The sequence below is a fragment of the Microbaculum marinisediminis genome (assembly GCF_025397915.1).
In the GTDB taxonomy this organism is placed as follows: Bacteria; Pseudomonadota; Alphaproteobacteria; order Rhizobiales; family Tepidamorphaceae; genus Microbaculum; species Microbaculum marinisediminis.
In genome coordinates, this window is sequence record NZ_JALIDZ010000001.1 from 203,863 (window position 1) to 225,692 (window position 21,830).

Genomic DNA, 21,830 nt, shown 5'->3' on the forward strand with positions numbered 1-21,830 from the left:
AACGTATCCGTTACTCTCATGAACAAAAGTCTACAAGAATTGTTTCCCTGAGGGAAAATAACACTGGGGGAGGACATGGCCGACCTGACGGATATGGAAATCTTTGCCAGGGTCGTGACGGCTGGGAGCATGTCGGCAGCCGGGCGCGAAATGGGGCTTTCGCCGGCGGTCATCTCCAAGCGGGTGCGGCGCCTGGAGGAACGGCTCGGGGCGCGCCTGCTGCAACGCACGACCCGGCAGATCGCCCTGACCGAGGACGGACAGGGCTATTACGAGCGGGTTATCGGCATCCTCGCATCGATCGAGGAAGCCGAGTCGTACGTCACCCGACGCAACGCGGCTCCGCGCGGGACGCTCAAGATCACCGCGCCGACGTCGTTCGGGCGCATGCATATCGCGCCCAACCTGGGCCGGTTCTCCGAACTCTATCCCGACCTGACGCTGAGCCTGATGCTGTCGGACAGCTTCGTCGACATTGTCGGCGAGGGCTACGATCTAGCGGTGCGCATCGCCGCGCTCGAGAATTCCAGCCTGATCGCACGCAGGCTCGCGCCGAACCACCGCGTGATCTGCGCCTCGCCGGCCTATCTCGAACGCGAGGGCGAACCCAAGACCTTGGCGGAGCTGACCCGCCACAATTGCGTCTTCGCCACCCATCAGGACCTTTGGCAGCTCGAAGGACCGGAGGGGCCGACCTCGGTTCGCGTATCGGGGAACCTGCAGACCAATTCGAGCGAAGTGGTGCGCGAGACGGTGATTGCCGGGCTCGGCATCGCGCTGCGCTCGACCTGGGACGTCGGGCCGGCGCTGCAGCGCGGCGACCTGAAGATCATCCTGCCGGACTTCCGGGAGTCGCGGCGCGTCGCCGTCTACGCGGTCTATCCCAGCCGTCGCTTTCTGCCCGCGCGGGTCAGGGTGTTCATCGATTTCCTGGCCGAGCTGTTCGGGCCGGAGCCCTACTGGGACGAGGGGCTGGACCTGACGTTCCTCGATCCCAAGGCCGGGCCCGACCGCGAGGCGGCGGCCTGACGCGCGCGGCCATGGTCTTCGCTTCTTTCGTAACGATTCACGGTGTTTCGCCAACACGGGTGCGAGCGCCTCGCATTGGCTGGCCATCCCCTCCACCGTGCGTTTATGTTAGTCGCCAATATAGTGCGCAAAGCTGATAGTGATTCGGAAAATGATCATTCGACTGGCAATTTTCGCTGTATTTTCTCTGTTCTTCGGCAGTGTCAGCGGCAACCTCGCTCTTGCCGGCGGGGATGCCGGCAAGGGCCAGGACCTGTTCCACACCTGCGCGGCCTGCCACCAGATCGGTAACGGGGCGAGAAACGACGTCGGCCCCGTGCTCAACAATATCATCGGACGACGCGCGGCGAGCCGCGACGGCTTCGTCTATTCCCGGGCCATGAAGGAAAAGGGCGCCGACGGCCTGGTGTGGACCGAACAAACGCTCGACGCCTACCTCGCCAATCCGCGCAACTACGTGCGCGGCACCCGCATGGCCTATGCCGGCTTACACGATGACGTCGCCCGCGAGGACCTGATCGCCTTTCTGAAGACGCTCAAGTTCGACGGCCCCGCCGAAACGAAAATCCTGAAATAGGACCGTCCGCCGGCTCGCTCGCCTGCCTCACTCGCCAGCCTCACTCGTCGGTGTGACCGCCGCGGATACGGCGCACGAGGAGCCAGACGAGGAGCACCGCGACCGGCACGGCGGCAGCTGTCGCCAACGACGGATCGAAGGCGATTCCGAGCACCTTCTCGCCGCCCTTGGCGAGGTAGCCTATCAGGCCGACGATATAATAGCTGACGGCGGCAACCGACAGGCCCTCGACCGTGCGCTGCAGGCGCAACTGCAGGCGCGCGCGGCGGTTCATCGATTGCAGGAGATCGCGGTTCTGGCTTTCCAGCTCGATGTCGACGCGGGTCCGCAACAGGTTGGATGTCCGCGCGAGCTTCTGCGACAGATCCGTGAGCCGCCGCTCGACACTGTCGCAAGTACGCAGCGCGGGCTTCATGCGCCGGGAGAGAAATCCTTCGATCGACCCGTATCCGGGAATGCGCTCCTCGCGGATCGAGACGAACCGCTGCGTCACCAGTTCCCAGTAGGCTCGGGTCGCACCGAAGCGGTAGGTCGCCCCGGCCGCTTCGGATTCCACTTCGGCCGCGAGCCCCACCAGCTTTTCGAGCAGTTCGCGGGAGAGCTGCAAACCGACCTCATCCTTCATGCGCAAGGTCAGAGCGGCAAGCTCGGATTCGATGCGGTCGACGATCGGGCGGATGCGCTGGGCTTCGGGCAGACCGAGAATGGCGAGGGTGCGGTAGGTCTCGATCTCCAGCAGGCGCTGCACCAGCGCGCCGGCGCGCGCCGGCGTCAGCCTGGCGTTCGCCACCAGCATGCGCGTGAAGCCGGACGGATCGGGCCTGAAATCGGTCGCGACGACGGCGCCGCCGCTATCGGCGCGCGCCACGCACAGGCTCGAGGCGTCGAACATGCCGAGATCCGGCAGGTCGTCTTCCATTGGCACCAGCGCCAGACGGGTCGCGGCGATCAGCGGCCCCGGAGGCTTCGGCAGGAAGGCGGACAGGGAGGCGATATTCGGGGCGGCAAAGGCATCGTTGGGCGGGGGGGCGACGGCCAGCGTCATGGTGGTGAATTCGGTGTGCCGCTCCCAGCGCAACTCGGCGCCGCCGAGGGTAACCACATGGTGCCGCGCGCCGGGGCCCGGCGGCAGGGCGCCATGCGCCGTGCAGAAGCGGGCGAGCGCCTCCAGCTCCTCGGCCGCGTCCACGTCCGACAGGAACGCCATGTGATGGAGGACGCGCGGCGTCTCGACCGGCCGGAAGGGCCGTGCATGCACCTCACCAGCCAGCATGTCGCGCAGGGGGTGGATTTCAAACGACGCCTGGGTCTTCGTTGGCTGCTGCGCGCCGTTCTGTTCCGCAGTGTTGTCCATTCGCGTCGTCCATGTGCGATCGCCGTCGGGTCACGAAAAAATCGGCGGCGACCCTAAACCAGCGGTTCGGCGAGGCAAGCCCTTTCGCGCGGCTAATGCAGCAGATAGCTCGGCAGCCAGAGCACCAGCGCCGGAAAAGCCATGCACAGGAGCAGGCCGATCACCTGCAGGGCGACGAAGGGAATGATGCCGCGATAGATGTGCTGGATCGTCACCTCGGGCGGGGCGACGCCCTTCATATAGAACAGCGCGAAGCCGAACGGCGGTGTCAGGAACGACGTCTGCAGGTTCACCGCCGCCAGCACCAGGAACCAGATGACGTTCGCCTGGGTGACGCCCTCCCAATCGCCGACATGGCCGCCGAAATCGAGCAGGCCCACGATCGGCGCGAACACCGGCAGCACGATCAGGGTGATCTCGATCCAGTCGAAGAAGAAGCCGAGCAGGAAGATCATCAGCATCAGCACGGACAGGATGCTCCACGGGCCGACGCCGGTGGCCTGGATGAACTCGATGATCAGATGCTCGCCGCCGAGCGTGCGGAAAACGAACGAAAAGCAGGTCGCGCCGACGAAGATGCCGAACAGCATGCCGCCGGTCAGCGCCGATCGCTGGCAAACCTCGACGAAGACATTCCAGGTCAGGGCCCGATTGAAAACGGCAAGCAGTATCGAGCCGCCAGCACCGACGCCGGCGGCTTCGGTCGGCGTCGCGAAACCGGCGAAAATCGAGCCGAGAACCAGCACGATCAGCACCACGGGCGGCACGAAGCTGCGCAGGATCATCGCCCAGAACTCGCCGCGGTCGGCCGGGCCGATATCGTCCGGCAGCGGCGGGGCGAGATGCGGCTTAACGTGGCACAGGGTCCAGATGTAGACCGCGTAGAGCAGCGACAGCAGCAAGCCGGGAATGATGGCACCGATGAACACCGTGCCGACCGGAACCGACAGGAGATCGGCCATGATCACGAGCATGATCGATGGCGGGATGAGGATACCGAGGGTTCCGGACGCGGCGATGGTGCCGGTGGCGAGCGGCAGATTGTATTGCCGCTCCAGCATGACGGGCAGCGCCAGCAGCGTCATCATCACCACCGAGGCGCCGATGATGCCTGTGGTCGCCGCCATGATGGTGCCCATCAGCGTGACCGACAGGGCCAGACCGCCGGGAACGCGGCGCAGCAACACCTGCAACGCGTGCAGCAGGTCCTTGGCGACGCCGGATTTCTCCAGCATCGTCCCCATGAAGATGAACATCGGGATGGCCACGAGGACCGGGCTCTCCATGGTGCCCCCGTAGATCCGCAGCGGGATCAGGGAGAGCTGCTGGAGCCGGAAGACGCCGGCGAGGTCGCCGATCAGGGCAAAGGCCAGCCCGACACCGCCGAGCACGAACGCCACCGGGTAGCCGGTGAACAGCAGCAGCGCCAGGACGAAGAACATCCAGAGCGGCAGGAACTCGACGAATATTTCCATAGCCCCTGCCCTCAGCGATCCGCGGTTGCCGGTTCAACGGCGTCTTCGGGAATATCCGCGTGATGGGTTCCCGCGTAGTAGCCGGACGCGGACCGCAAGGCCTCCGGTCCAAACAGATAGACGACGCACTTCACCGCGACCGCAACGCCGGCGAGCCCCAGGATCAGGAAGCCGAACGGCAGGAACGACTTGATGATGAAGCGCAGCGGCAGCCCGGTCTGGGCCGACGACTGCTCCATGAGCTTGAACGAATTCTGGGCGAAGTCGTAGCCGAAGCGCATGACCACGTAGCAATAGGCGACGAGGAAGAAGATGCAGCCCAGAAGCTCGATCCAGACGCGGGTGCGCGGGGCGAGCTTGTCGCGCACGAGCTCGATGCGCACATGCGCGTCCTTGATGTAGGCGTAGCCGAAGCACAGCAGGAACAGGACCGCGTGCAGATGCCATTCGGCTTCCTGCAGCTTGGTCGAGGTGAAGGTGTGATACCAGCCGGTCTCGGCGAAGGTCGGCCAGAATTCCAGCATTTTGCGCTGGCTGACGTCGTAGATGATTATGAAGATCATCGGCACGTAGAGGAACGACGCCGCCTTGCCGATCCAGACGGTCATGTCGCCGAGGGCATCGCTCTCCCGCAGATAGAACGACCAGCCGTCGGGGCTGGCCCGACGCGCCGCGATTCGGATGGCGATCGCAACCAGCACCAGGGTGGCCACCACGAGCAGCCCGGATACGTTCGTCGTGACGTCGTGAATGGACAGGACGACTGAGGAAAACGCGTCACCGTCCTCCGCCGCCCTGGTCATCAGACGCAGGTCCGCGCGCGACATCTCGAAGGCATCGTCGACAGGGACGGAAACCGCCATCAACGCAGCCGAGGTGAGAAACAAGCCCGGCCGGGCTCCTTTCGCGGCGGCAACGAAAAGGGCGACGAAACCGATGATCAGCGCGATCCAGTGAAGACCGAACGGCGCCATCACGACGGCGAAGGCCGAGATCACGGCCACTAAAGCGCTCAGGGTGCCCATCGAACCAAAACCGTCCGGGTGTGCACGGCCCGGACCCGCCGGGCCGTGCATCGGGTTTTTCGAATACGGCTCAGTCGAGGTAACCGAGGTCCTTCCACTTCTTGTAGTTCTCGCGGAACGTCGCCAGCGATTCCCAGACGCGGGCGAAATCAGCGTCCGCGGCAACCTGCTCGGCCACCACCTCGTCCCAGGCGGCCTTCAGCTGGTCTAGGATCTCCGGCGGCCACCGGTGGATCTGCACGCCATTCTTCTCCAGTTCCTGAAGCGCCTTGAACTGGATCGCCTCGCCCTCGGCCAGGCCATAGGCGATGGCGGCGTCGCACACGGTCTCGATCTGTGCCTTCTGCGTATCGGAGAGGCTCTCCCACAGGTCGAGGTTGATCATCAGGTCGAACAGCGTGGCCTGCTGATGCCAGCCCGGGAAATAGTAATGTTTGGCGACCTGGTAGAAGCCGAGGTTCAGGTCGATCGCCGGCATGGAGAACTCGGTGGCGTCGATCGTGCCGAGCTCGAGTGCCGGGAAGATGTCGCCGCCTGCCAGAAGCTGGGTCGAGACGCCCATCTTCTCCATGACCTTGGCGCCGAGGCCGAAGAAGCGCATCTTCAGACCCTTGAGATCGTCAACCGACTTGATCTCGTTCTTGAACCAGCCGGACGCCTCGGGCGCGATGACGCCGCAGGTGACCGAGTGGATGCCGTATTTCTCGTAGATCTCGTCGAACAGCTCCTTGCCGCCGCCGAACTTCATCCAGGCGATATACTCGCCGGCCTGCGGCCCGAACGGCACCGCCGCGAAAAGCTGCAGGGCGGGCACCTTGCCGGCCCAGTAGCCGGGCGTGGACCAGCCGGCTTCGACGGCACCGGAGGCGACCGCGTCGAACACCTCAAGCGCGGGAACCAGGGCGCCCGGTTCCTGGAAGACGAGCTCGATATCACCGTCGGTGACGGCCTTCAGTTGCTCCGCGATGTGCTTGCCGAGCGTGCCGAGCTGGGTCAGCGAGCCCGGATAGGTCGACTGCATGTTCCACTGCTCGGCCTTCGCAGCGCCCGCAAAGCCGACGCCGAGAGCCAGAGCCGATACGGCGAGTAGTTTCTTCATTTTATGAAGTTCCTCCCTGTTGAACGTAGCCCCGGTTTCTTGCCTTCCGGGTTTCGCAACGTTCCGAAAACAAACGACGTGTTTTAGATTCGCCGCCTAAAAATAGACCGAATACACGCGCGGAGGCCAGTCCTCCATTGGTGGCAGACTGGTCCGGAATGCCCGTTACTTGCCGAAATTTTGGGCAGCCCGCGGTGGGCCGCATTGGGAACCGCGACGGGGGCCGCGTCGCGGCCGGCCGGTTCCCCGATTATTCGGCCGGATGGCCGCGGTCTCAGGCCGTCAGTTCGCGATAGAAATCATAGGCCGCCAAGATAATGACGACGCCCACCACGACGGCGAGATCGATGCGCATCACGTAGACGACGAGTATGCCAAGAAAAGCGATCAATGCGATCAAAGCCAGGGCCGCGAAAAGCCTGTCAGTCCACATTGTCCGGCTCTCCCGTGTTCATTGCATCACGCATGTGTCGCCAGCTCCCCCGCCAGCCAGCGCGCGGTGCGCAACAGGCGCCCGTCCTGCCCGCGACGGCCGACGACCTGGACGCCGATCGGCAGACCGTCATCGCCGACCATCAGCGGCACGGTGACCGCAGGCACCTGGCAATAGGTCCAGATCGTGCAGAACGCGGGATCGCCCGTCGCCTCGAGTCCGGGCGCCTCGCCCGGCGCCGCCGGCGTCACGATCGCATCGTAGCGATCGAAGATCTGCTCGAGCGCGCCATTCAATATGTCGACCCACTCCCTGGCGAGAATGTAGTCCACGGCGAGAACGCGCCGTCCGTCCTCGATGATCTCGCGGAGGCGTGCGCTCAAGCGATCGCGACCGTCATCGTAGTAGCGGGCGAAATGGCGGGCGATGTCAGCATTCATGACGGTGCGATGCAGGTCGATCGCCCGATCGAAAGGCTCGGGCAGCGCCACCTCGTCGATCGCATCGCCCAACACGTCGCAGAGCTCGGCGAAGCCGGCGCGCGTGTCGTCGTCGGCCCGGTCCCAAACGGGCGTCCGCACGAAGGCGAGGGTCGGGCGCACCGGCGGCTCGGCCGTCGCGGTCTCAAGGAGCTTCGGCGGCCCGCTTGTCCGCATCCACGGGTCGGCGGGATCGTAGCCGGCGATGACATCGGCAAGCAGCGATGCATCTTCGATCGATCGCGCCATGGTGCCGATGGAATCGAAAATCGGCGACTCGGTCAGCACGCCGCGGCGCGAGACGAGATCGTGGCTCGGCTTGAATCCGTAGACGCCGCAGAAGGACGCCGGGCGGATCACCGAGCCGTTGGTCTGGGTACCGAGCGCACCGGGCACCATGCCGGCGGCGACGGCGGCCGCCGAGCCGGACGACGAGCCGCCCGGCGTGCGGGCGGGGTCGTGGGGATTGCGGGTCTTGCCAGGGGCATAGACCGCGAGCTCGGTGGTGACCGTCTTGCCCAGGATCACGGCTCCGGCGGCGCGCAACCGAGCCACCACCGCGGCATCGTCGCCGGGGCGGCGCCCCTGATCGAGGACCGTGCCCCGTTCGCACGGCAGGCCGCGCACATCGATGATGTCCTTGATACCGATGGGCACGCCGTGCAGGGGGCCGAGCGGTCGCCCGCTGGCCCGGTGGGCGTCCAGGGCCCGCGCCTGCGCCAGGGCATAATCCGCGTCGAGGTGGGCCCAGGCACAGACCTCCGGCTCGCGATCGGCGATGCGGGCAAGGCAGGCTTGCGTGACCTCCTCCGCCTTGACCGTGCCGGCGGCCACGAGGCCGGCGAGCTCGACAATCCCTAGGTCCGCCAGTCCGGTTCCCGGCATCTCGTTCATCGCCCGCGCCCCGCTAACGGCCATAGACCTGCTCCGGAAGCCAAAGGGCGATTTCCGGGAATATGTACAGCAGCGCCATCGCGGTGAAGATCATCACCAGGTACGGCATCACGCCGGCGAAGATCTGCGTCAGACGCACGTGTGGCGGGGCTATGCCTTTCAGGTAGTAAGCGGCCATCGCCATCGGCGGCGTCAGGAACGAGGTCTGCAGGTTGAGCGCGATCAGGATGCCGAACATCAACGGATCGATGCCGAAGTGCGGCAGCAGCGGCAGGAAGATCGGCACGAAGATGATGATGATCTCGCTCCACTCGAGCGGCCAGCCGAGCAGGAAGATGATCAGCTGGGCGATAATCAGGAACGTGATCGGCGACAGGTCGAGGCTGAGCACGAATTCGCTGATCAGTTGCTCGCCGCCGAGATAGGAAAACACCGAGGAGAAGGTCCACGACCCGACGAACAGCCAGCACACCATGGCCGACGTCCGCACGGTCAGATAGACCGCCTCGCGCAGTCGCTGCCAGGTGAGCGCCCGGTAGGCGACGGCCAGGACGAGGCCGCCGAGGGCGCCGATGGATGCGGCTTCCGACGGCGTCGCCAGCCCGAACAGGATGGCCCCGAGCACCGACAGGATCAGGAAGGCGAGCGGGAAGAACGAGGTCAGCAGCATCAACACGACCTGTCCCGCCGAGACGTCGCCGATTTCTTCCTCGCTCGGTTTCGGCGCGATCTTCGGATTGAAGGCCGCCCGGCCCATCACATAGAGAAGGTACAGCCCGGCCAGCATGAACCCCGGAAACAGCGCGCCGGCATAGAGCTTGACGATCGACACGCCGGATGTCGCCGCGTAGACGATCAGCATGATCGAGGGCGGGATCAGGATGCCGAGACAACCGCCGGCGCAGATGACGCCCGAGGCGAAGCTCGTGTCGTAGCGGGCTTTCAGCATCGCCGGAAACGCCAGCAGGCCCATCAGCGTGACGACCGCGCCGACGATACCGGTGGCCGTCGCGAACAGGGAACAGGTTACCAGCGCGGCGATGGCCATCGATCCCGGCAGGCGGCGGGCGGCTATGTTGAGGGTCTGGAACAATCGGTCGACGATGTTCGCTCGTTCGACGATGTAGCCCATGAACAGGAACAGGGGCACCGCCGTCAGAACGTCGTTCGACATGACCGAATAGGTCTGGTTGACGAACAGGTCGAAGACGCGGTTGTCGAAGAGCGACCGCATCCGTTCGGGGTCGTAATAGGCGTAGTAGCCGAAGCCGAGACCCATGCCCATCAGCGTGAATGCGATCGGGTAGCCGAGCAAAATCACGAAGATGAACGCGCCCAGCATGAGAACGGCGACTTGCGGGTCTGTCATGGCCGGTCACCGTCGGTTCGGGGTTTATCGCTGGTATCTGTACCGCCGTCGCGCGGAGAGACGACGTCCACCGCCTCGGAATAGTGGCGCAGTTCGTCGCGTTCGTGCTCGCGCAGGAGAACCTGATCGAGTTCCTCGACGTCCTCCAGATGCCTGGGCCAGACGCCGGTGCGGATACACAGGATGCAACGACAGACCTGTGCGAGCCCCTGGATGAACAGAAGCAGGCCGGCGGCAATGATGATGGTCTTGAACTGGAAGACCGGGATATTCGCCGGGCTCATGACGCTGACTTCGAGGTAGCGCCAGGAACGGCTGGCATAGCGCCATCCCGAAAAGATCAGGGCAAGCACGGCCGGGAAGAAGAAAAGCACGTACAGGACGAGTTCGACCCTGGCCTGGGTTTGCGGCTTCCACAACCGATAGAGAAAGTCGCCACGCACGTGGCTGTCGCGCGACAGCGCGTAGGCGCCGGCCATCATGAACAGCGCGCCGTAGCCCATGTAGCTGACGTCGAAGGCCCAGGGCGTGGGATCGCGCAGCACGTAGCGCACGAAGACCTCGTATCCGACGCCGAACGTCATCACCAGGATCAGCCAGGCGAACGCCTTGCCGAACCAGGCCGTCAGCTTGTCAATGAAGAAGATGAACCGTTCCATCGATGTCCTTGGCGATGTCCTTGGCGAAGCCGTTGGCAGTGCCCCGGGAAATGCCCTTGGCGATGCCGGCGGCCGCGCGGCCGAAGGGGCGACGCACGGCGTCGCCCCCAATCGTCAAACACGGACCGAACGATCCATCAGAAGCCGAGCTTGCCCGGGAAGTAGTGTTCGTAGGCAAGCTTGTAGTCGGCCGTGTTCATCAGGTCGTAGAAGGCCACACGCTCCGACCAGGCGCGCTGGCTGTCGACGACCTTCTTGAAGAACTCGTCCTGCGTGAGGTTTTCGAGAACCTGGTCCCAGGACACCAGTTGGGCCTGCATGACCGAGGTCGGCGTGCGGTAGACATTGACGCCGTCCTCATTGATCAACTTCTGCAGGTCGCGCGAATAGTTGTCCATCGCGAGACCGTAGTTGGCGGTGTTCGCCGCCTCGGCACCATATTCGAGGATGGCCTGCTGCTCTTCCGGCAGCGACTCGAACAGGTCCTTGTTGAAGATGATCTCGAAGAACTCGGCGGCCTGATGGTAGGAGCCCATCATGTAGACCTTCGAGACGTCCTGGGCGCCGAAACGGCTGTCCGAGGTCGGATTGTTGAACTCGAACGCCTCGATGACGCCGCGTTCCAGCGCCGGCACGATTTCGCCGCCGGGAAGCTGCGTCACGCTCAGGCCCATGCCCTGCATGATGTCGGTGGCCAGACCGACGGTGCGATACTTGAGCCCCTGCATGTCGTCGGCCGACGAGATCTGCTCCTTGAACCAGCCGAGCGGCTGCGTGGGCATCGGCATGGCGAAGAACCCGACCACGTTCAGGCCGAGCTTGTCCTGCACCAGTTCCCGGTACAGATCCTTGCCACCACCGAAATGGATCCAGGCCAGGATCTGCGAGGCATTGGCGCCGAAGACCGGGCCGGTGCCGAACAGCGACGCGGCCTTGTCCTTGCCGTACCAATAGGCCGTTACGGTATGGGCACCGTCGAGCACGCCGTCGTGACAGGCATCCTGGACCTGGAAGGCCTGGACCACCGCGCCGGACGGCAGAAGGTCCACCTTGAGGCGCCCGCCGGACATCTTCTCGACGCGGTCGGCATATTGCTGCGCCATCTCCTGGAAGATGTCCGACGCGCTCCAGGAGCTCTGCATCTTGAGCGTTTTGGTCTGGGCCCGCGATACCTGAGGCATCGCGACGGTGGCGGCAGCACCGCCGGCGACGGTGGCGGCACCGGCCAGGAACTTCCGACGGCTCGCGTTCTTGGGAGCGCCGGATTCTGCTACCGTTTTGGCATCTTCTGATTTCTTGGACATAGACAACCCTCCTAAAGGTCGTTTCCCCAAGCGACCTAAGTCGCGAATACCGCAGCGCATTCTTGGGCTTCATCGTGCACGACTTTGTCGCGCCGACCGCCGGTTGTTATCGTCGACCCCGTTTGCTCGGGATCAGCGCTCGGATTATTCATTTGAACGCAACGTATTCGCATTTAGCAATGAAAATCGGAGAACATCGCCTTTTCCCAGCGAGAAATATTCCTTATCAGGTCAGCATTGCTTCCCTAATTCGCCCCCCGCGCGTACGGCAACATGCAAAGCAGACAGAGGACAACGCGGATACTGACTGACCCCGATATTGGCCGACGGGGATTCTGACCAACGCAAACACCGGGCGTGGACCGGCACCGGCAAAATCCCGGGTTCCAGTGGATCACGCTTGCGGGTATCTACGTCGGTGCGAAAACGCACGCCCGGTCGGGTTTCGGCGGGGTGTCAGATCCCGGGGAGCGAACGCTATGGGACCCGTTGTTGAAATTGCCGATCTCGAGCGCCTGGCCCGGCGCCGGGTGCCGAAGATGTTTTTCGACTATGCCGATTCCGGCGCCTGGACCGAGAGCACCTACCGCGCCAACAGCGAGGACTTCGGCAAGATCAAGCTGCGCCAGCGCGTCGCCGTCGACATGACCAACCGGTCGCTGGAGACCACCATGATCGGCCAGACGGTGGCGATGCCGGTGGCGCTCGCTCCCGTCGGCCTGACCGGGATGCAGCATGCCGACGGGGAGATCCTGGCGGCGAAGGCGGCAGCGGCGTTCGGCGTTCCCTTCACGCTGTCGACCATGAGCATCTGCTCGCTCGAGGCGGTGGCGGAAGCCACAAAGAAGCCGTTCTGGTTCCAGCTCTACGTGATGCGCGACCGCGACTTCATCAACGCTCTGATCGACCGGGCGAAGGCGGCCGGCTGCTCGGCGCTGGTTCTGACCCTCGACCTGCAGATCCTCGGCCAGCGCCACAAGGACCTGCGCAACGGCCTGTCGGCGCCGCCGAAATTCACGCCGAAGCACATCTGGCAGATGGCCACCCGGCCGGGCTGGTGCCTCAACATGCTGGGCACCAAGAACCGTACCTTTGGCAATATCGTCGGCCACGCGAAGGGGGTCGGGGACCTGTCGTCGCTCAGCGCCTGGACCAACGAACAGTTCGATCCGCGTCTCAGCTGGAATGACATAGACTGGATCAAGGAGCGCTGGGGCGGCCCGCTGATCCTGAAGGGCATCCTCGATGCCGAAGACGCCAAGATGGCGGCCAAGACCGGCGCCGACGCGATCATCGTCTCCAACCACGGCGGGCGGCAACTGGACGGGGCGCCGTCCTCGATCGCGGCCCTGCCGGAGATCGTCGAGGCGGTCGGCGACAAGATCGAGGTGCATCTGGACGGCGGCATCCGCTCGGGACAGGACGTGCTCAAGGCGCTGTGCCTGGGCGCGAAGGGCACCTATATCGGCCGCGCCTTCATCTTCGGGCTCGGCGCGATGGGACAGGCCGGCGTCAAACAGGCGCTCGACATCATCGCCAAGGAGCTCGACATGACCATGGCCCTGTGCGGCGAGCGCACGGTGAGCGCGCTGTCGCGCGACAACCTCTACAGGTACGGCCAGCTGTAGACCGGCCGGGAGCGAAAGGCGGTCCACAAGGCTAGAGAGAATCGGTCACGCGGGGCGGACACAGGACGCGGGCTGCACGGCCGCTCGGTCCGGATCCGCGAACAAACGGGAGGGGTCGACCGTGTCGGCACTGATCACCTATCTCACCACCATCCGGTTCGGCGAAGGCTGCGTCGGCGAGATCGCCGAGGATCTGGCGCAGCTCGGTATCGAACGGGCGCTCGTCGTCACCGACACGGGCGTCACCGCCGCCGGCCTCACCGAAACGGTGATGGCGGCGGCAGGCGAAGGGCGGATAGCGGCGGTCTTCGACGAAACGCCGTCGAACCCGACCGAAGGGGCGGCGGAGGCCGCCCTCGCGCTTTATCGGGCCAGTGGCGCGGACGGGCTGATCGCGGTCGGCGGCGGCTCGCCGATCGATCTGGCCAAGGCGGTGGCGCTGATGGCGACGCACGAGGGGCCGCTGGAGTCCTATGCGGCGATCCTCGGCGGCATCCCGAAGATCACCGCCGCGGTCGCGCCGGTCGTCGCGGTGCCGACGACGGCGGGAACCGGATCGGAAGTCGGGCGCGCCGCGCTGGTGACGCTGAAGGACGGGCGCAAGCTCGGCTTCATCTCGCCGCACCTGTTCCCCAGGCGCGCCGTGTGCGACCCCGAGCTGACCTACGGCATGCCGGCGACACTGACGGCGGCGACCGGCATGGACGCGATCAGCCACTGCATCGAGACCTACCTGTCACCGCGCTTCAATCCGCCGGCCGACGCGATCGCGCTCGACGGCCTTGCCCGGGCGGTCCGGTTCCTGCGGCGCGCCGTGGCGGACGGCGGCGACGTGGAGGCGCGCCGCGAAATGATGATCGCGGCGCTGCATGGCGGCCTCACCTTCCAGAAGGGTCTGGGCGCGATCCACGCGATCTCGCATCCGCTCGGCGGCCTGAAGGCGGTCTCGCTGCATCACGGCACGCTGAACGCGGTGCTGCTGCCGCACGTGCTGCGCTTCAACGCGCCGGCGGCCGAGGAGAAATACGCGGTGATGCGCCGGACAATCGGTGTCGCCGAAGACACCGATCTCGCCGCGTGGTTCGACAGCCTCAACGGCGAGATCGGCATGCCGAAGACGCTGTCGCAGATGGGTTTCGAGCGACAGCTCATCGCGCCGATCGTCGCGGGCGCGCTTGAGGACCATTCCGGCCCGACCAATCCGCGCCCGCTCGACGAGGCCGCCGTCACCGCGTTGATGGAAGCGGCGCTCTAGCCCCTGCCCTGCGCCGCCGCGTGAGCTGGAAGCCATCGCGGATGTTGAGCCCCATCAGCGTGATGTTGACGGCGCCGACGGCGAGTTCGATCGCCTGCACGGCATAGAACGTCGTGCCGAAGTCGCCGGCGGCGGCCAGCCGCTGCAGATACACGGCGCAGGGGATCAGGATGACGATGCCGTTGCCGGCGATGAACGGCATGCGCCGTTTCTTGGCGGCGACGAGTCCCCGCGGGTTCGGCCCGGCGAGCCGGAAGCCGCTCGCCCCGGCGATCGCCAGCGAGGGGATCAGCACGATCATGCCCCACAGGATGCCGGTCTTCACGGTGGCGATCGCGGACGCCGATCCGAAGACCTCGACGGCGACTGTCGATGTCCAGAAGACGAGGATCGTGAGGAAGCCGACAAAGCCGGCGGCGGGATGAATTCGGCGAAGCATGGAATCTTCCTTGTGCTTTACGACGACTGTCCTTCGAGCCGCTGCGCCAGCGCGGCCAGCACACGGCGGGCGGCGGCGATCTCGGCGGGCGACATCCCTTCGGCGAGCGCGTTCGACCAGGGCGCTTCCCGCGCCGAGGCGTCCGCGTAGGCCGCCTCCCCCTTGGGCGTCAGAACGACGAGATGCGCGCGCTTGTGGTGCGGGTTCGTTTCGAACCGCACGTAACCCTGCCCTTCCAGATCGTTGACGACCCGCTGCACCGCCTGGCGGGTCAGTCCCATGACGCGCGCGAGATGGGCGACCGGCAGCGGCCTGTCGGACAGGGCGATGGACCCAAGCACCTGCCAGCGCGCGCTGGTCAGGCCGAGCGGCGCGACCAACCTGTCTCCCGCGGCGAGCAGCGCGCCGTTGACGCGGAAGACATCGAGCATCAGCGCCGTCAGTTCGGCGCCGGAGTCGGTGTGGGCGGGATATCGAGCATCCTTCATGAGCAACATATGGTCATATTGACAATATATTGTCAATATCGGCGCATCAAAGAACCACTGGCCGATGCGGCCGCCTAGCTTTTCTGAAGCCGATGGGTGGCTTCGATCCCCTCGCGCAGGCGCTTGTCGCGACCGTAGAGATCCTTGCGGAAGTGCACCGTCCCGTCCTTGTTCACCCAGGCGGTGAGATAGGTGACGTGCACCGGTATGGGCGTCTCCAGATTGACCACGGTCTTCTTGCCCGAGGCGACGACCTTGCGGATGCGGTCGGCGCTCCAGCCCTGCGCGCCGAGGATCACCTCGCCCAGCGCGATCGGATTCTCCACGCGCATGCAGCCGTGGCTGAACGTGCGGTGCGGGCGAGCGAACAGGCCCTTCGAAGGGGTGTCGTGAAGATAGACGTTATAGGCGTTGGGAAACATGAACTTGATGACGCCCAACGCATTCTCGGGTCCCGGATCCTGACGCAGCGTGTAGCGGAAGTCCGATTTCGTGATGGTCGACCAGTTGATCGACATGGGACTGATCGCGGTACTGCCGGCGTAGATCCGGATGTTCTGCTTGGACAGCGCCTCCGGCGATTTCTTCAGTTTCGGCAGGTACTCGTTGCGGGCGATCGAGGCCGGCACGGTCCAGTCGGGATTGATGACGACGTATTTCATCGTCTCGTCGAAGACGGGGGTGCGGGCATAGGGCTTGCCGACGACGAGCCTGGCGGTGTGGATGGTGCGCCCCTGATCGACAACCTTGAGATACTGGTCGGCGATATTGACGAAGACATAGCGCTCGCCGGGATCGTCCTTCATCCAGCGGCGACGCTCCAGATTGAGCTCCATGGTGGCGATACGGTCGTCGATCGGCGTGTTGATCGCAGCAAGCGTCTCCTTGCCGACCGCACCGTCGACATCAAGGCCATGGCGCGCCTGGAACCGCTCGACGGCTTCGGCCATTTCCGCGTCGAACAGCGTGGAGGACTCGTCCGGGTCACCGTCGTAGTCGCCGACGGTGAACAGGTAGGCGCGCAGCGGCACAACGCGCGGATCGTCCAGGCCGGGCTTCAGCGTCTCGCCATCCGGAACGGTCGGCCAGCCGCCTTGAGCGGCGATCTCCCGGTATTCGGCGAGCATCGTGGCCAGCCGGGCATACTCGTCGGTCTTCGGGGCCAGGGACAGCGCGTAGGGACCGATATTGTCGGCCTCCTCGGCGCCGCGGATTAGCTCGCTCGCGTCGATCGGCGTCGGATTGAGATTAATCTCGGAATCGACCGATTCCGGCGCCACCCGTCCCGCCGACAGATCGCGGCCATAGTCGAGGAAGGCGCGCGTGAGCAGGAGGTCCAGTCGCGCGAGACTGTAGATGTCGCGCTGCTCCATCAGTTCCGAAAGCCGGTCGACATAGTAGTCGGTCGGCTCCAGGCCCTCGGCACCGGCGTTGCGCAGAACCGCCAGCAGCTCGTGCCCCTTCGTCTTCGGCCCGCTGTCACGCACCCAGATCGGGGTGAAGGACCGCAGGTGATAGTAGGCGTAGACCTGGAACAGCCGTTGTTCGTCGATATCGTTGCCGAACGGCACCTGCCCGTCGCGGATAATCCGGGCAATCTCGCCTGCGACCAGCTTGGGCTGCTGTGCCTTGGTCGCAGTTGCCATCGCCGTCGCCATCACGATGAACGCAACGACGACGACCATCCATAAAGCGCGTTTTCTCGCGACCGCCATAGACCACTCCCGATTGCCTTGCCGATATCGCACCGAACTCGTCGCAAGAACAGTCTAGCGCGAAGCCGTAGTGGATTTCAGCGCCTCAACAATTCGTGAGACGGAAATTTACTTCCCACACCGCTTGTTTCCCTTGGTTACCGGCCGCACTATTTGGACACGACAATAAACGGCACACGCCAGGGAGGAGCGTCATGACCGTATCACGCAGAGGACTGCTCACCGCCACCGCACTGCTCGGCGCAACCAGTCTCGCGCCACCGGGGGCCCTTGCCACGGAAGAGGAACCGGCGGTCGCCGATAACGGCCTGTATACGCAACCGTTCTTCGTCGACACGTTTATGAACTTCGGCGACGACCACGCCGAGGCGGCGGCCGAGGGCAAGGGGCTCGTGCTTATCTTCGAACAGCGCGGCTGCCCCTATTGCCGCGAGATGCACCGGGTGAATTTCGCCGTACCCGAGATCGTCGACTTCGTGACGGAACACTTCAACGTCATCCAGCTCGACATGTGGGGATCCCGGGAGGTGACGGATTTCGACGGCGAGGCCATGGAAGAGCGGGCGCTGGCGCGCCGATGGGGCGTCAACTTCACGCCGACGCTGGTCTTCTTCGCCGCGGACGCGGATGTCGCCGGCAAGCCGGGGAACACCGTGGAGTCGGCCCGCCTGCCCGGCTACTTCAAGCCGTTCCACTTCCTGTCGATGTTCCAGTTCGTCGAAAGCGGCCGCTACGACGAGCTGCCCTTCCAGCGCTTCCTGCAGGAAAAGGCCGAGACGTTGCGCGAACAGGGCGTCGAGGTCGATCTCTGGTAGGCAACCCGCTGCAGAACCGGGTGACGCCGTTCGGCGCGCTGATCGCGACGCCGGCGCGCGGAACGCTGCTCGGCAATCGCGGCGGCAGGTTCCATGACCCGGAGACGCGACGGCTCGGACGCCGCCGTTGGGCTTCGCGGCAGTGGATCGCCTGCGTCCTAGCCTTCAAGGAGCGCCATCGGCGGGTCTGGGGCGACGGTTACACCGAGCTGTTCTTCCTCGACGAGGTGACCGCGCTGGCGGCGGGCCATCGGCCCTGTTTCGAATGCCGGCGGCAAGACGCCGTTGCGTTCGCCGGGGCCGTGGCGCGTGGGCTCGGATGGCCGGCGCCGCCGCGCGCAACGGCGATGGACAGACAGCTGCACGCGGAACGGCTCGACGGCAGAACGAAGCGCTGCCATGTCGCAGACCTCGCAAGCCTGCCGGACGGGGCGATGATCGCGTTGGACGGGCAGGCCTTCGCGGTTCGCGACGACCGGCTACTTGCCTGGGAACCGGCGGGATATGCCGCGGCGATGCGGAGACCGAAGGCAGCGACGGTATCGGTGCTGACGCCGCCACTCGTCATCGCGGCGCTGGATGCGGGCTACCGGCCAGGCTGGCACCCGAGCGCGGAACCTTAGGCCGCGGAGACGGCTGCCTTGGCCTTGGCGAGGACTTCGACGATTTCGTCGCGCGGGACGGGTGGAGAAAACAGATAGCCCTGGACCTCCGTCAGCCCTTCGGCACGCAGCGTCTTGAGCTGGGATTCCGTCTCGACGCCCTCCGCCGTCGTATCGATCCCGAGATCCGACCCGAGGCTCGCCACGGCGCGGATGATCGCCCGGCAGTCGTCCTTGGTCTCCAGGTCGGCGATGAAGGAGCGGTCGATCTTGATGCGATCGAAGGGGAAGCGCCTGAGATAGCTCAGCGACGAGTATCCGGTGCCGAAATCGTCCATCGAGATGCGGACGCCGAGATCGCGCAGCCGATGCAGGGCGGCGAGCGTGTCCTCGCTTTCCAGCAGAAGCACGGATTCGGTGATCTCGAGTTCCAGCCGGCCGGGGTCGAGGCGCGCCTGCGACAGCGCCTGCATGACAGACGAGACGATGCCAGGCGCCTTGAACTGGACCGGCGACAGGTTCACGGCGACGGAGATGTCATCGGACATCCGCGCCACCTCGCAGCATGCGGTCCTCAACACCCAGTCCCCGAGCGGGACGATCAGCCCCGTCTCCTCGCACATCGGCACGAACTCGACCGGCGACAGCAGCCCGCGCTCGGGATGGCACCACCGCAGCAGCGCCTCCAGGCCCACGACCCGGCCCGACGAAAGGCCGACAATGGGCTGATAGAACAACTCGAACTCGCCCGTCACCAGCGCCTGGCGCAGGTCGATTTCCAGCGCCCGGCGCGATTGCTGGTGGACGTCCATCTCCGCCTCGAAGAAGCGGTAGGTACGGCGGCCGTCGTCCTTGGCGCGGTAAAGCGCGAGGTCGGCGTTCTTCAGCAGCAGGTCCGGCTCGGCACCATCCTGCGGAGCCAGCGCGATGCCGATGCTGGTACCGACCACCACCTGCTGCCCCTCGATGGTGAAGGCGGCCGAGAGCACCTCGATGATCCGCCGGGCGAGCGTCGCCGCGCGTTCCGGCGCGCTCGGGCCGGGCTGCAGGATGGCGAACTCGTCACCGCCCAGCCGCGCTACCGTATCGGTCTCGCGCACGCAGACCTGAAGCCGGCGCGTCACCGCCTGCAAGAGAGCGTCACCGGCGGGATGCCCGAGCGAGTCGTTCACGGCCTTGAAGTTGTCGAGATCGAGGCACAGCACCGCGAAGCTCCCGCCGCCACTGGCGCGGGCAAGCGACTCTTCCATCTTGTCGCGCAGAAAGAGCCGGTTCGGCAGGCCGGTCAGCGCGTCGTGGCGGGCCATGTGGGCGATCTTCGCCTCGGCCCTCTTGCGCTCGGTGATGTCCTCGTGGATAGCCACCGACCCGCCGCCCGGCATCCGGGCATGGGCGATCAGATAGATGCGACCGTCCCGAAGCTCGTCGACCATCTGCGAGCGCGTGTCCGAATCGACCATCCGAAGACGGTTTCGCGCGAATTCGGTCGGGTCCGCGCCGGTGTACAGTCCGGTGGCGATGCGGTGGTCGAGGATCGTCTCGAGCGGCGTGCCGGGCCGCGTCAACGGCTCGGGCAGGCCGTACATCTCGGCATAGCGCTTGTTGCAGACGATGAGCCGGCGGTCGTCGTCGAACATGCAGATGCCCTGGGAGATATTGTCGATCGCCGTCTCGAACAGCTGGTTCTGTTCGGCGAGCCGGGCGTTGGTGGCGCGGAGCGCCTCAAGCGCCTCGGAGAGCTGGTCGCGCGCGTTCCGCTCGGCAGTGATATCCGAGCCGACACCGCGGTATCCCTTGAACGCGCCCGCGTCGTCGAACACCGGCTGGCCACTTGTCGAAAACCAGCGGACCTGACCGTCCTTGCGTTTATAGGGATAGACGAAGTTGCGAAACGTCCGCCGGTTCAGGAGATCGTCGACGTGCGGCTGCCAGAATGCCTCGATCTCGGCATTGGCGGAGATCTCGACGCGGCTCTTGCCGATCTCCTGTTGCGGGGAAACGCCGGTAGCCTGCTCCAGGCTGCCGGAGAAGTAAGAGAACCGATAGGTCTCGTCCATTTCCCAGAACCAGTCGGATGCGAGTTCGGCGAAATCTTCGAGAAGTCGACCTGCCAATGGGAGGAGTCCGTCATTTCGGTGCGGGGCCGAAAAACCCCGCTCTATTGCCAAGCTGGCATCTGACCACCGAGTGCCTAAACAAAAGCTAATCCGGTCTGCCGGATTTGGACAAGAATTCAGCCACTGATCCCGAGGCGACGGGTCAGGAGGGCAGCGGGCCGACCGTCGATCGCCGCCAGGCCGATACCGATGAGAGCCATGCCGAGAAAGTCGTCGGGCCGGACGGTTTCGCCCAGCAGCATCACACCGAAGGCAAGCGCGCTGATGGGAATCAGGAAGGTCACGAGCAGGAGATTGGTGGCCCCGGCGGCACGCAGGATGCGGAAATAGATCACGTAGGCGAGCGCGGTCGAGACGACAGCAAGGCCGAGGATCGACGCGACGGCCGTGCCCGACGGCATCGCCTGCCGCCATGGCATGTCGACGGCCAGAACGATCGGCAACAGCAGCACCGACGAGGCCGTCACCTGCCCCGCGGCCACCACCATCGGCGGCTGCCCGGAGAAGCGCCGCCCCCAGATGCCGGCGAAGGCGTAGGAGACGGCGGCAGCAACACAGGCGAGCTGGGCGAACACGGCGAGACCGACCCCGTCGAGGGCATCAACGCCGATCAGCACGGCCACGCCGGCAAGTCCGATCAGCACGCCGAAGAGCTTCGCCGCCGTCAGCCGCTCGTCGCGCGTCAGGACATGGGCGAGCAGGACGGTGAAGAGCGGCGTCGCCGCGTTGAGGATCGCGGCGAGCCCGCTCGAAACCTCGGTCAGGCCCCAGAAGATCAGCGAGAACGGCACGGCATTGTTGACCGCGCCCAGGACGAGGAACGGCCCCCATTCGGCACCGCGCGGCATCGTTAGCCCCATGGCGCGAACCAGGACATAGAGCGTCAGCGCGGCGATGGAGACGCGCAGGAAGGCGACCGTCACCGGCGGCACCTCGCCGACGGCCACCTTGGCGAACAGGAAGGATCCGCCCCAGAGCAGCGAGAGGATCAGGAGCAGCGACCATTCGGTGCCCCCCATGCGCGGCGACAGTGCTTGCATATCGAGATGAACCCCAAGGCGCGACGTGCGTTTC

Annotated in this window: 20 protein-coding genes and 1 pseudogene; 6 read left to right on the forward strand and 15 right to left on the reverse strand. The window is 65.3% G+C overall.

The window, feature by feature from the left end; all coding sequences use genetic code 11:
- Positions 1-75: 75 nt before the first annotated feature.
- Positions 76-1,029: a LysR family transcriptional regulator gene (locus MUB46_RS01015; RefSeq protein WP_261613997.1), complete on the forward strand. Its 954-nt coding sequence runs from the start codon at positions 76-78 to the stop codon at positions 1,027-1,029.
- 151 nt (positions 1,030-1,180) lie between these two features.
- Positions 1,181-1,606 (forward strand): c-type cytochrome, encoded by a 426-nt coding sequence (locus MUB46_RS01020; RefSeq protein WP_261613998.1) that lies wholly within the window; start codon positions 1,181-1,183, stop codon positions 1,604-1,606.
- 40 nt (positions 1,607-1,646) lie between these two features.
- On the opposite strand, the gene MUB46_RS01025 is transcribed toward MUB46_RS01020, so the two are convergent.
- The 10 genes from MUB46_RS01025 to MUB46_RS01070 all read right to left on the reverse strand — a co-directional run bounded on the left by MUB46_RS01025 (position 1,647) and on the right by MUB46_RS01070 (position 11,697).
- Positions 1,647-2,960, reverse strand: a complete 1,314-nt coding sequence (locus tag MUB46_RS01025) for a DUF3422 family protein (protein WP_261613999.1) — start codon at positions 2,958-2,960, stop codon at positions 1,647-1,649.
- Between the two features lie 92 nt (positions 2,961-3,052).
- Positions 3,053-4,435, reverse strand: coding sequence for a TRAP transporter large permease (locus MUB46_RS01030; RefSeq protein ID WP_261614000.1), 1,383 nt, complete (start codon positions 4,433-4,435; stop codon positions 3,053-3,055).
- An 11-nt stretch (positions 4,436-4,446) separates the two neighbouring features.
- Complete coding sequence (locus MUB46_RS01035) at positions 4,447-5,460, reverse strand: TRAP transporter small permease subunit (RefSeq protein WP_261614001.1); 1,014 nt, start codon at positions 5,458-5,460, stop codon at positions 4,447-4,449.
- A 70-nt stretch (positions 5,461-5,530) separates the two neighbouring features.
- Positions 5,531-6,559: a TRAP transporter substrate-binding protein gene (locus MUB46_RS01040; protein ID WP_261614002.1), complete on the reverse strand. Its 1,029-nt coding sequence runs from the start codon at positions 6,557-6,559 to the stop codon at positions 5,531-5,533.
- A gap of 274 nt (positions 6,560-6,833) precedes the next feature.
- Positions 6,834-6,992, reverse strand: coding sequence for a hypothetical protein (locus tag MUB46_RS01045; RefSeq protein WP_261614003.1), 159 nt, complete (start codon positions 6,990-6,992; stop codon positions 6,834-6,836).
- A gap of 26 nt (positions 6,993-7,018) precedes the next feature.
- Positions 7,019-8,389 carry an amidase gene (locus MUB46_RS01050; RefSeq protein ID WP_261614004.1) on the reverse strand — a complete coding sequence of 457 codons (1,371 nt, stop codon included), beginning with the start codon at positions 8,387-8,389 and terminating at the stop codon, positions 7,019-7,021.
- The gene (locus MUB46_RS01055) at positions 8,379-9,734 is read right to left on the reverse strand and encodes a TRAP transporter large permease (protein WP_261614005.1); all 1,356 of its coding nucleotides are present in this window, start codon (positions 9,732-9,734) and stop codon (positions 8,379-8,381) included. The genes MUB46_RS01050 and MUB46_RS01055 overlap by 11 nt, the downstream gene beginning before the upstream one ends.
- Positions 9,731-10,393 carry a TRAP transporter small permease subunit gene (locus tag MUB46_RS01060; RefSeq protein ID WP_261614006.1) on the reverse strand — a complete coding sequence of 221 codons (663 nt, stop codon included), beginning with the start codon at positions 10,391-10,393 and terminating at the stop codon, positions 9,731-9,733. Before MUB46_RS01060 ends, MUB46_RS01055 begins: the two co-directional genes overlap by 4 nt.
- The gene (locus tag MUB46_RS01065) at positions 10,368-10,490 is read right to left on the reverse strand and encodes a hypothetical protein (protein ID WP_261614007.1); all 123 of its coding nucleotides are present in this window, start codon (positions 10,488-10,490) and stop codon (positions 10,368-10,370) included. The genes MUB46_RS01060 and MUB46_RS01065 overlap by 26 nt, the downstream gene beginning before the upstream one ends.
- 40 nt (positions 10,491-10,530) lie before the next feature.
- Positions 10,531-11,697, reverse strand: a complete 1,167-nt coding sequence (locus MUB46_RS01070) for a TRAP transporter substrate-binding protein (protein WP_261614008.1) — start codon at positions 11,695-11,697, stop codon at positions 10,531-10,533.
- Between the two features lie 479 nt (positions 11,698-12,176).
- On the opposite strand from MUB46_RS01070, the gene MUB46_RS01075 reads away from it, so the two are divergent.
- Both MUB46_RS01075 and MUB46_RS01080 read left to right on the forward strand, forming a co-directional pair.
- Entirely contained in the window at positions 12,177-13,325 is a 1,149-nt protein-coding gene (locus MUB46_RS01075; protein WP_261614009.1) for an alpha-hydroxy acid oxidase, read from the forward strand.
- Positions 13,326-13,446: 121 nt separating this feature from the next.
- Positions 13,447-14,580, forward strand: a complete 1,134-nt coding sequence (locus MUB46_RS01080; RefSeq protein WP_261614010.1) for an iron-containing alcohol dehydrogenase — start codon at positions 13,447-13,449, stop codon at positions 14,578-14,580.
- On the opposite strand, the gene MUB46_RS01085 is transcribed toward MUB46_RS01080, so the two are convergent.
- From MUB46_RS01085 to MUB46_RS01095, 3 genes and pseudogenes are all read right to left on the reverse strand, one after another.
- A complete protein-coding gene (locus tag MUB46_RS01085; protein ID WP_261614011.1) occupies positions 14,552-15,019 on the reverse strand; it encodes a hypothetical protein in 468 nt (155 codons plus the stop codon). The two genes, MUB46_RS01080 and MUB46_RS01085, sit on opposite strands and share 29 nt — an antisense overlap.
- 17 nt (positions 15,020-15,036) lie before the next feature.
- Entirely contained in the window at positions 15,037-15,507 is a 471-nt protein-coding gene (locus MUB46_RS01090) for a MarR family winged helix-turn-helix transcriptional regulator (protein ID WP_261614012.1), read from the reverse strand.
- Positions 15,508-15,821: 314 nt separating this feature from the next.
- A pseudogene (locus MUB46_RS01095) lies at positions 15,822-17,024 on the reverse strand (L,D-transpeptidase family protein); the annotation flags it as partial.
- A gap of 392 nt (positions 17,025-17,416) precedes the next feature.
- Here MUB46_RS01095 and MUB46_RS01100 point away from each other — a divergent pair.
- Both MUB46_RS01100 and MUB46_RS01105 read left to right on the forward strand, forming a co-directional pair.
- Positions 17,417-18,037 (forward strand): thioredoxin family protein, encoded by a 621-nt coding sequence (locus MUB46_RS01100; protein WP_261614014.1) that lies wholly within the window; start codon positions 17,417-17,419, stop codon positions 18,035-18,037.
- Positions 18,038-18,057: 20 nt separating this feature from the next.
- A complete protein-coding gene (locus tag MUB46_RS01105; protein ID WP_261614015.1) occupies positions 18,058-18,660 on the forward strand; it encodes a hypothetical protein in 603 nt (200 codons plus the stop codon).
- Here the strand turns inward: MUB46_RS01105 and MUB46_RS01110 are convergent.
- Both MUB46_RS01110 and MUB46_RS01115 read right to left on the reverse strand, forming a co-directional pair.
- Positions 18,657-20,753, reverse strand: a complete 2,097-nt coding sequence (locus MUB46_RS01110) for a putative bifunctional diguanylate cyclase/phosphodiesterase (RefSeq protein ID WP_261614016.1) — start codon at positions 20,751-20,753, stop codon at positions 18,657-18,659. The genes MUB46_RS01105 and MUB46_RS01110 overlap by 4 nt on opposite strands.
- Positions 20,754-20,872: 119 nt before the next feature.
- Positions 20,873-21,796 (reverse strand): DMT family transporter, encoded by a 924-nt coding sequence (locus MUB46_RS01115; RefSeq protein WP_261614017.1) that lies wholly within the window; start codon positions 21,794-21,796, stop codon positions 20,873-20,875.
- Positions 21,797-21,830 lie beyond the last annotated feature (34 nt).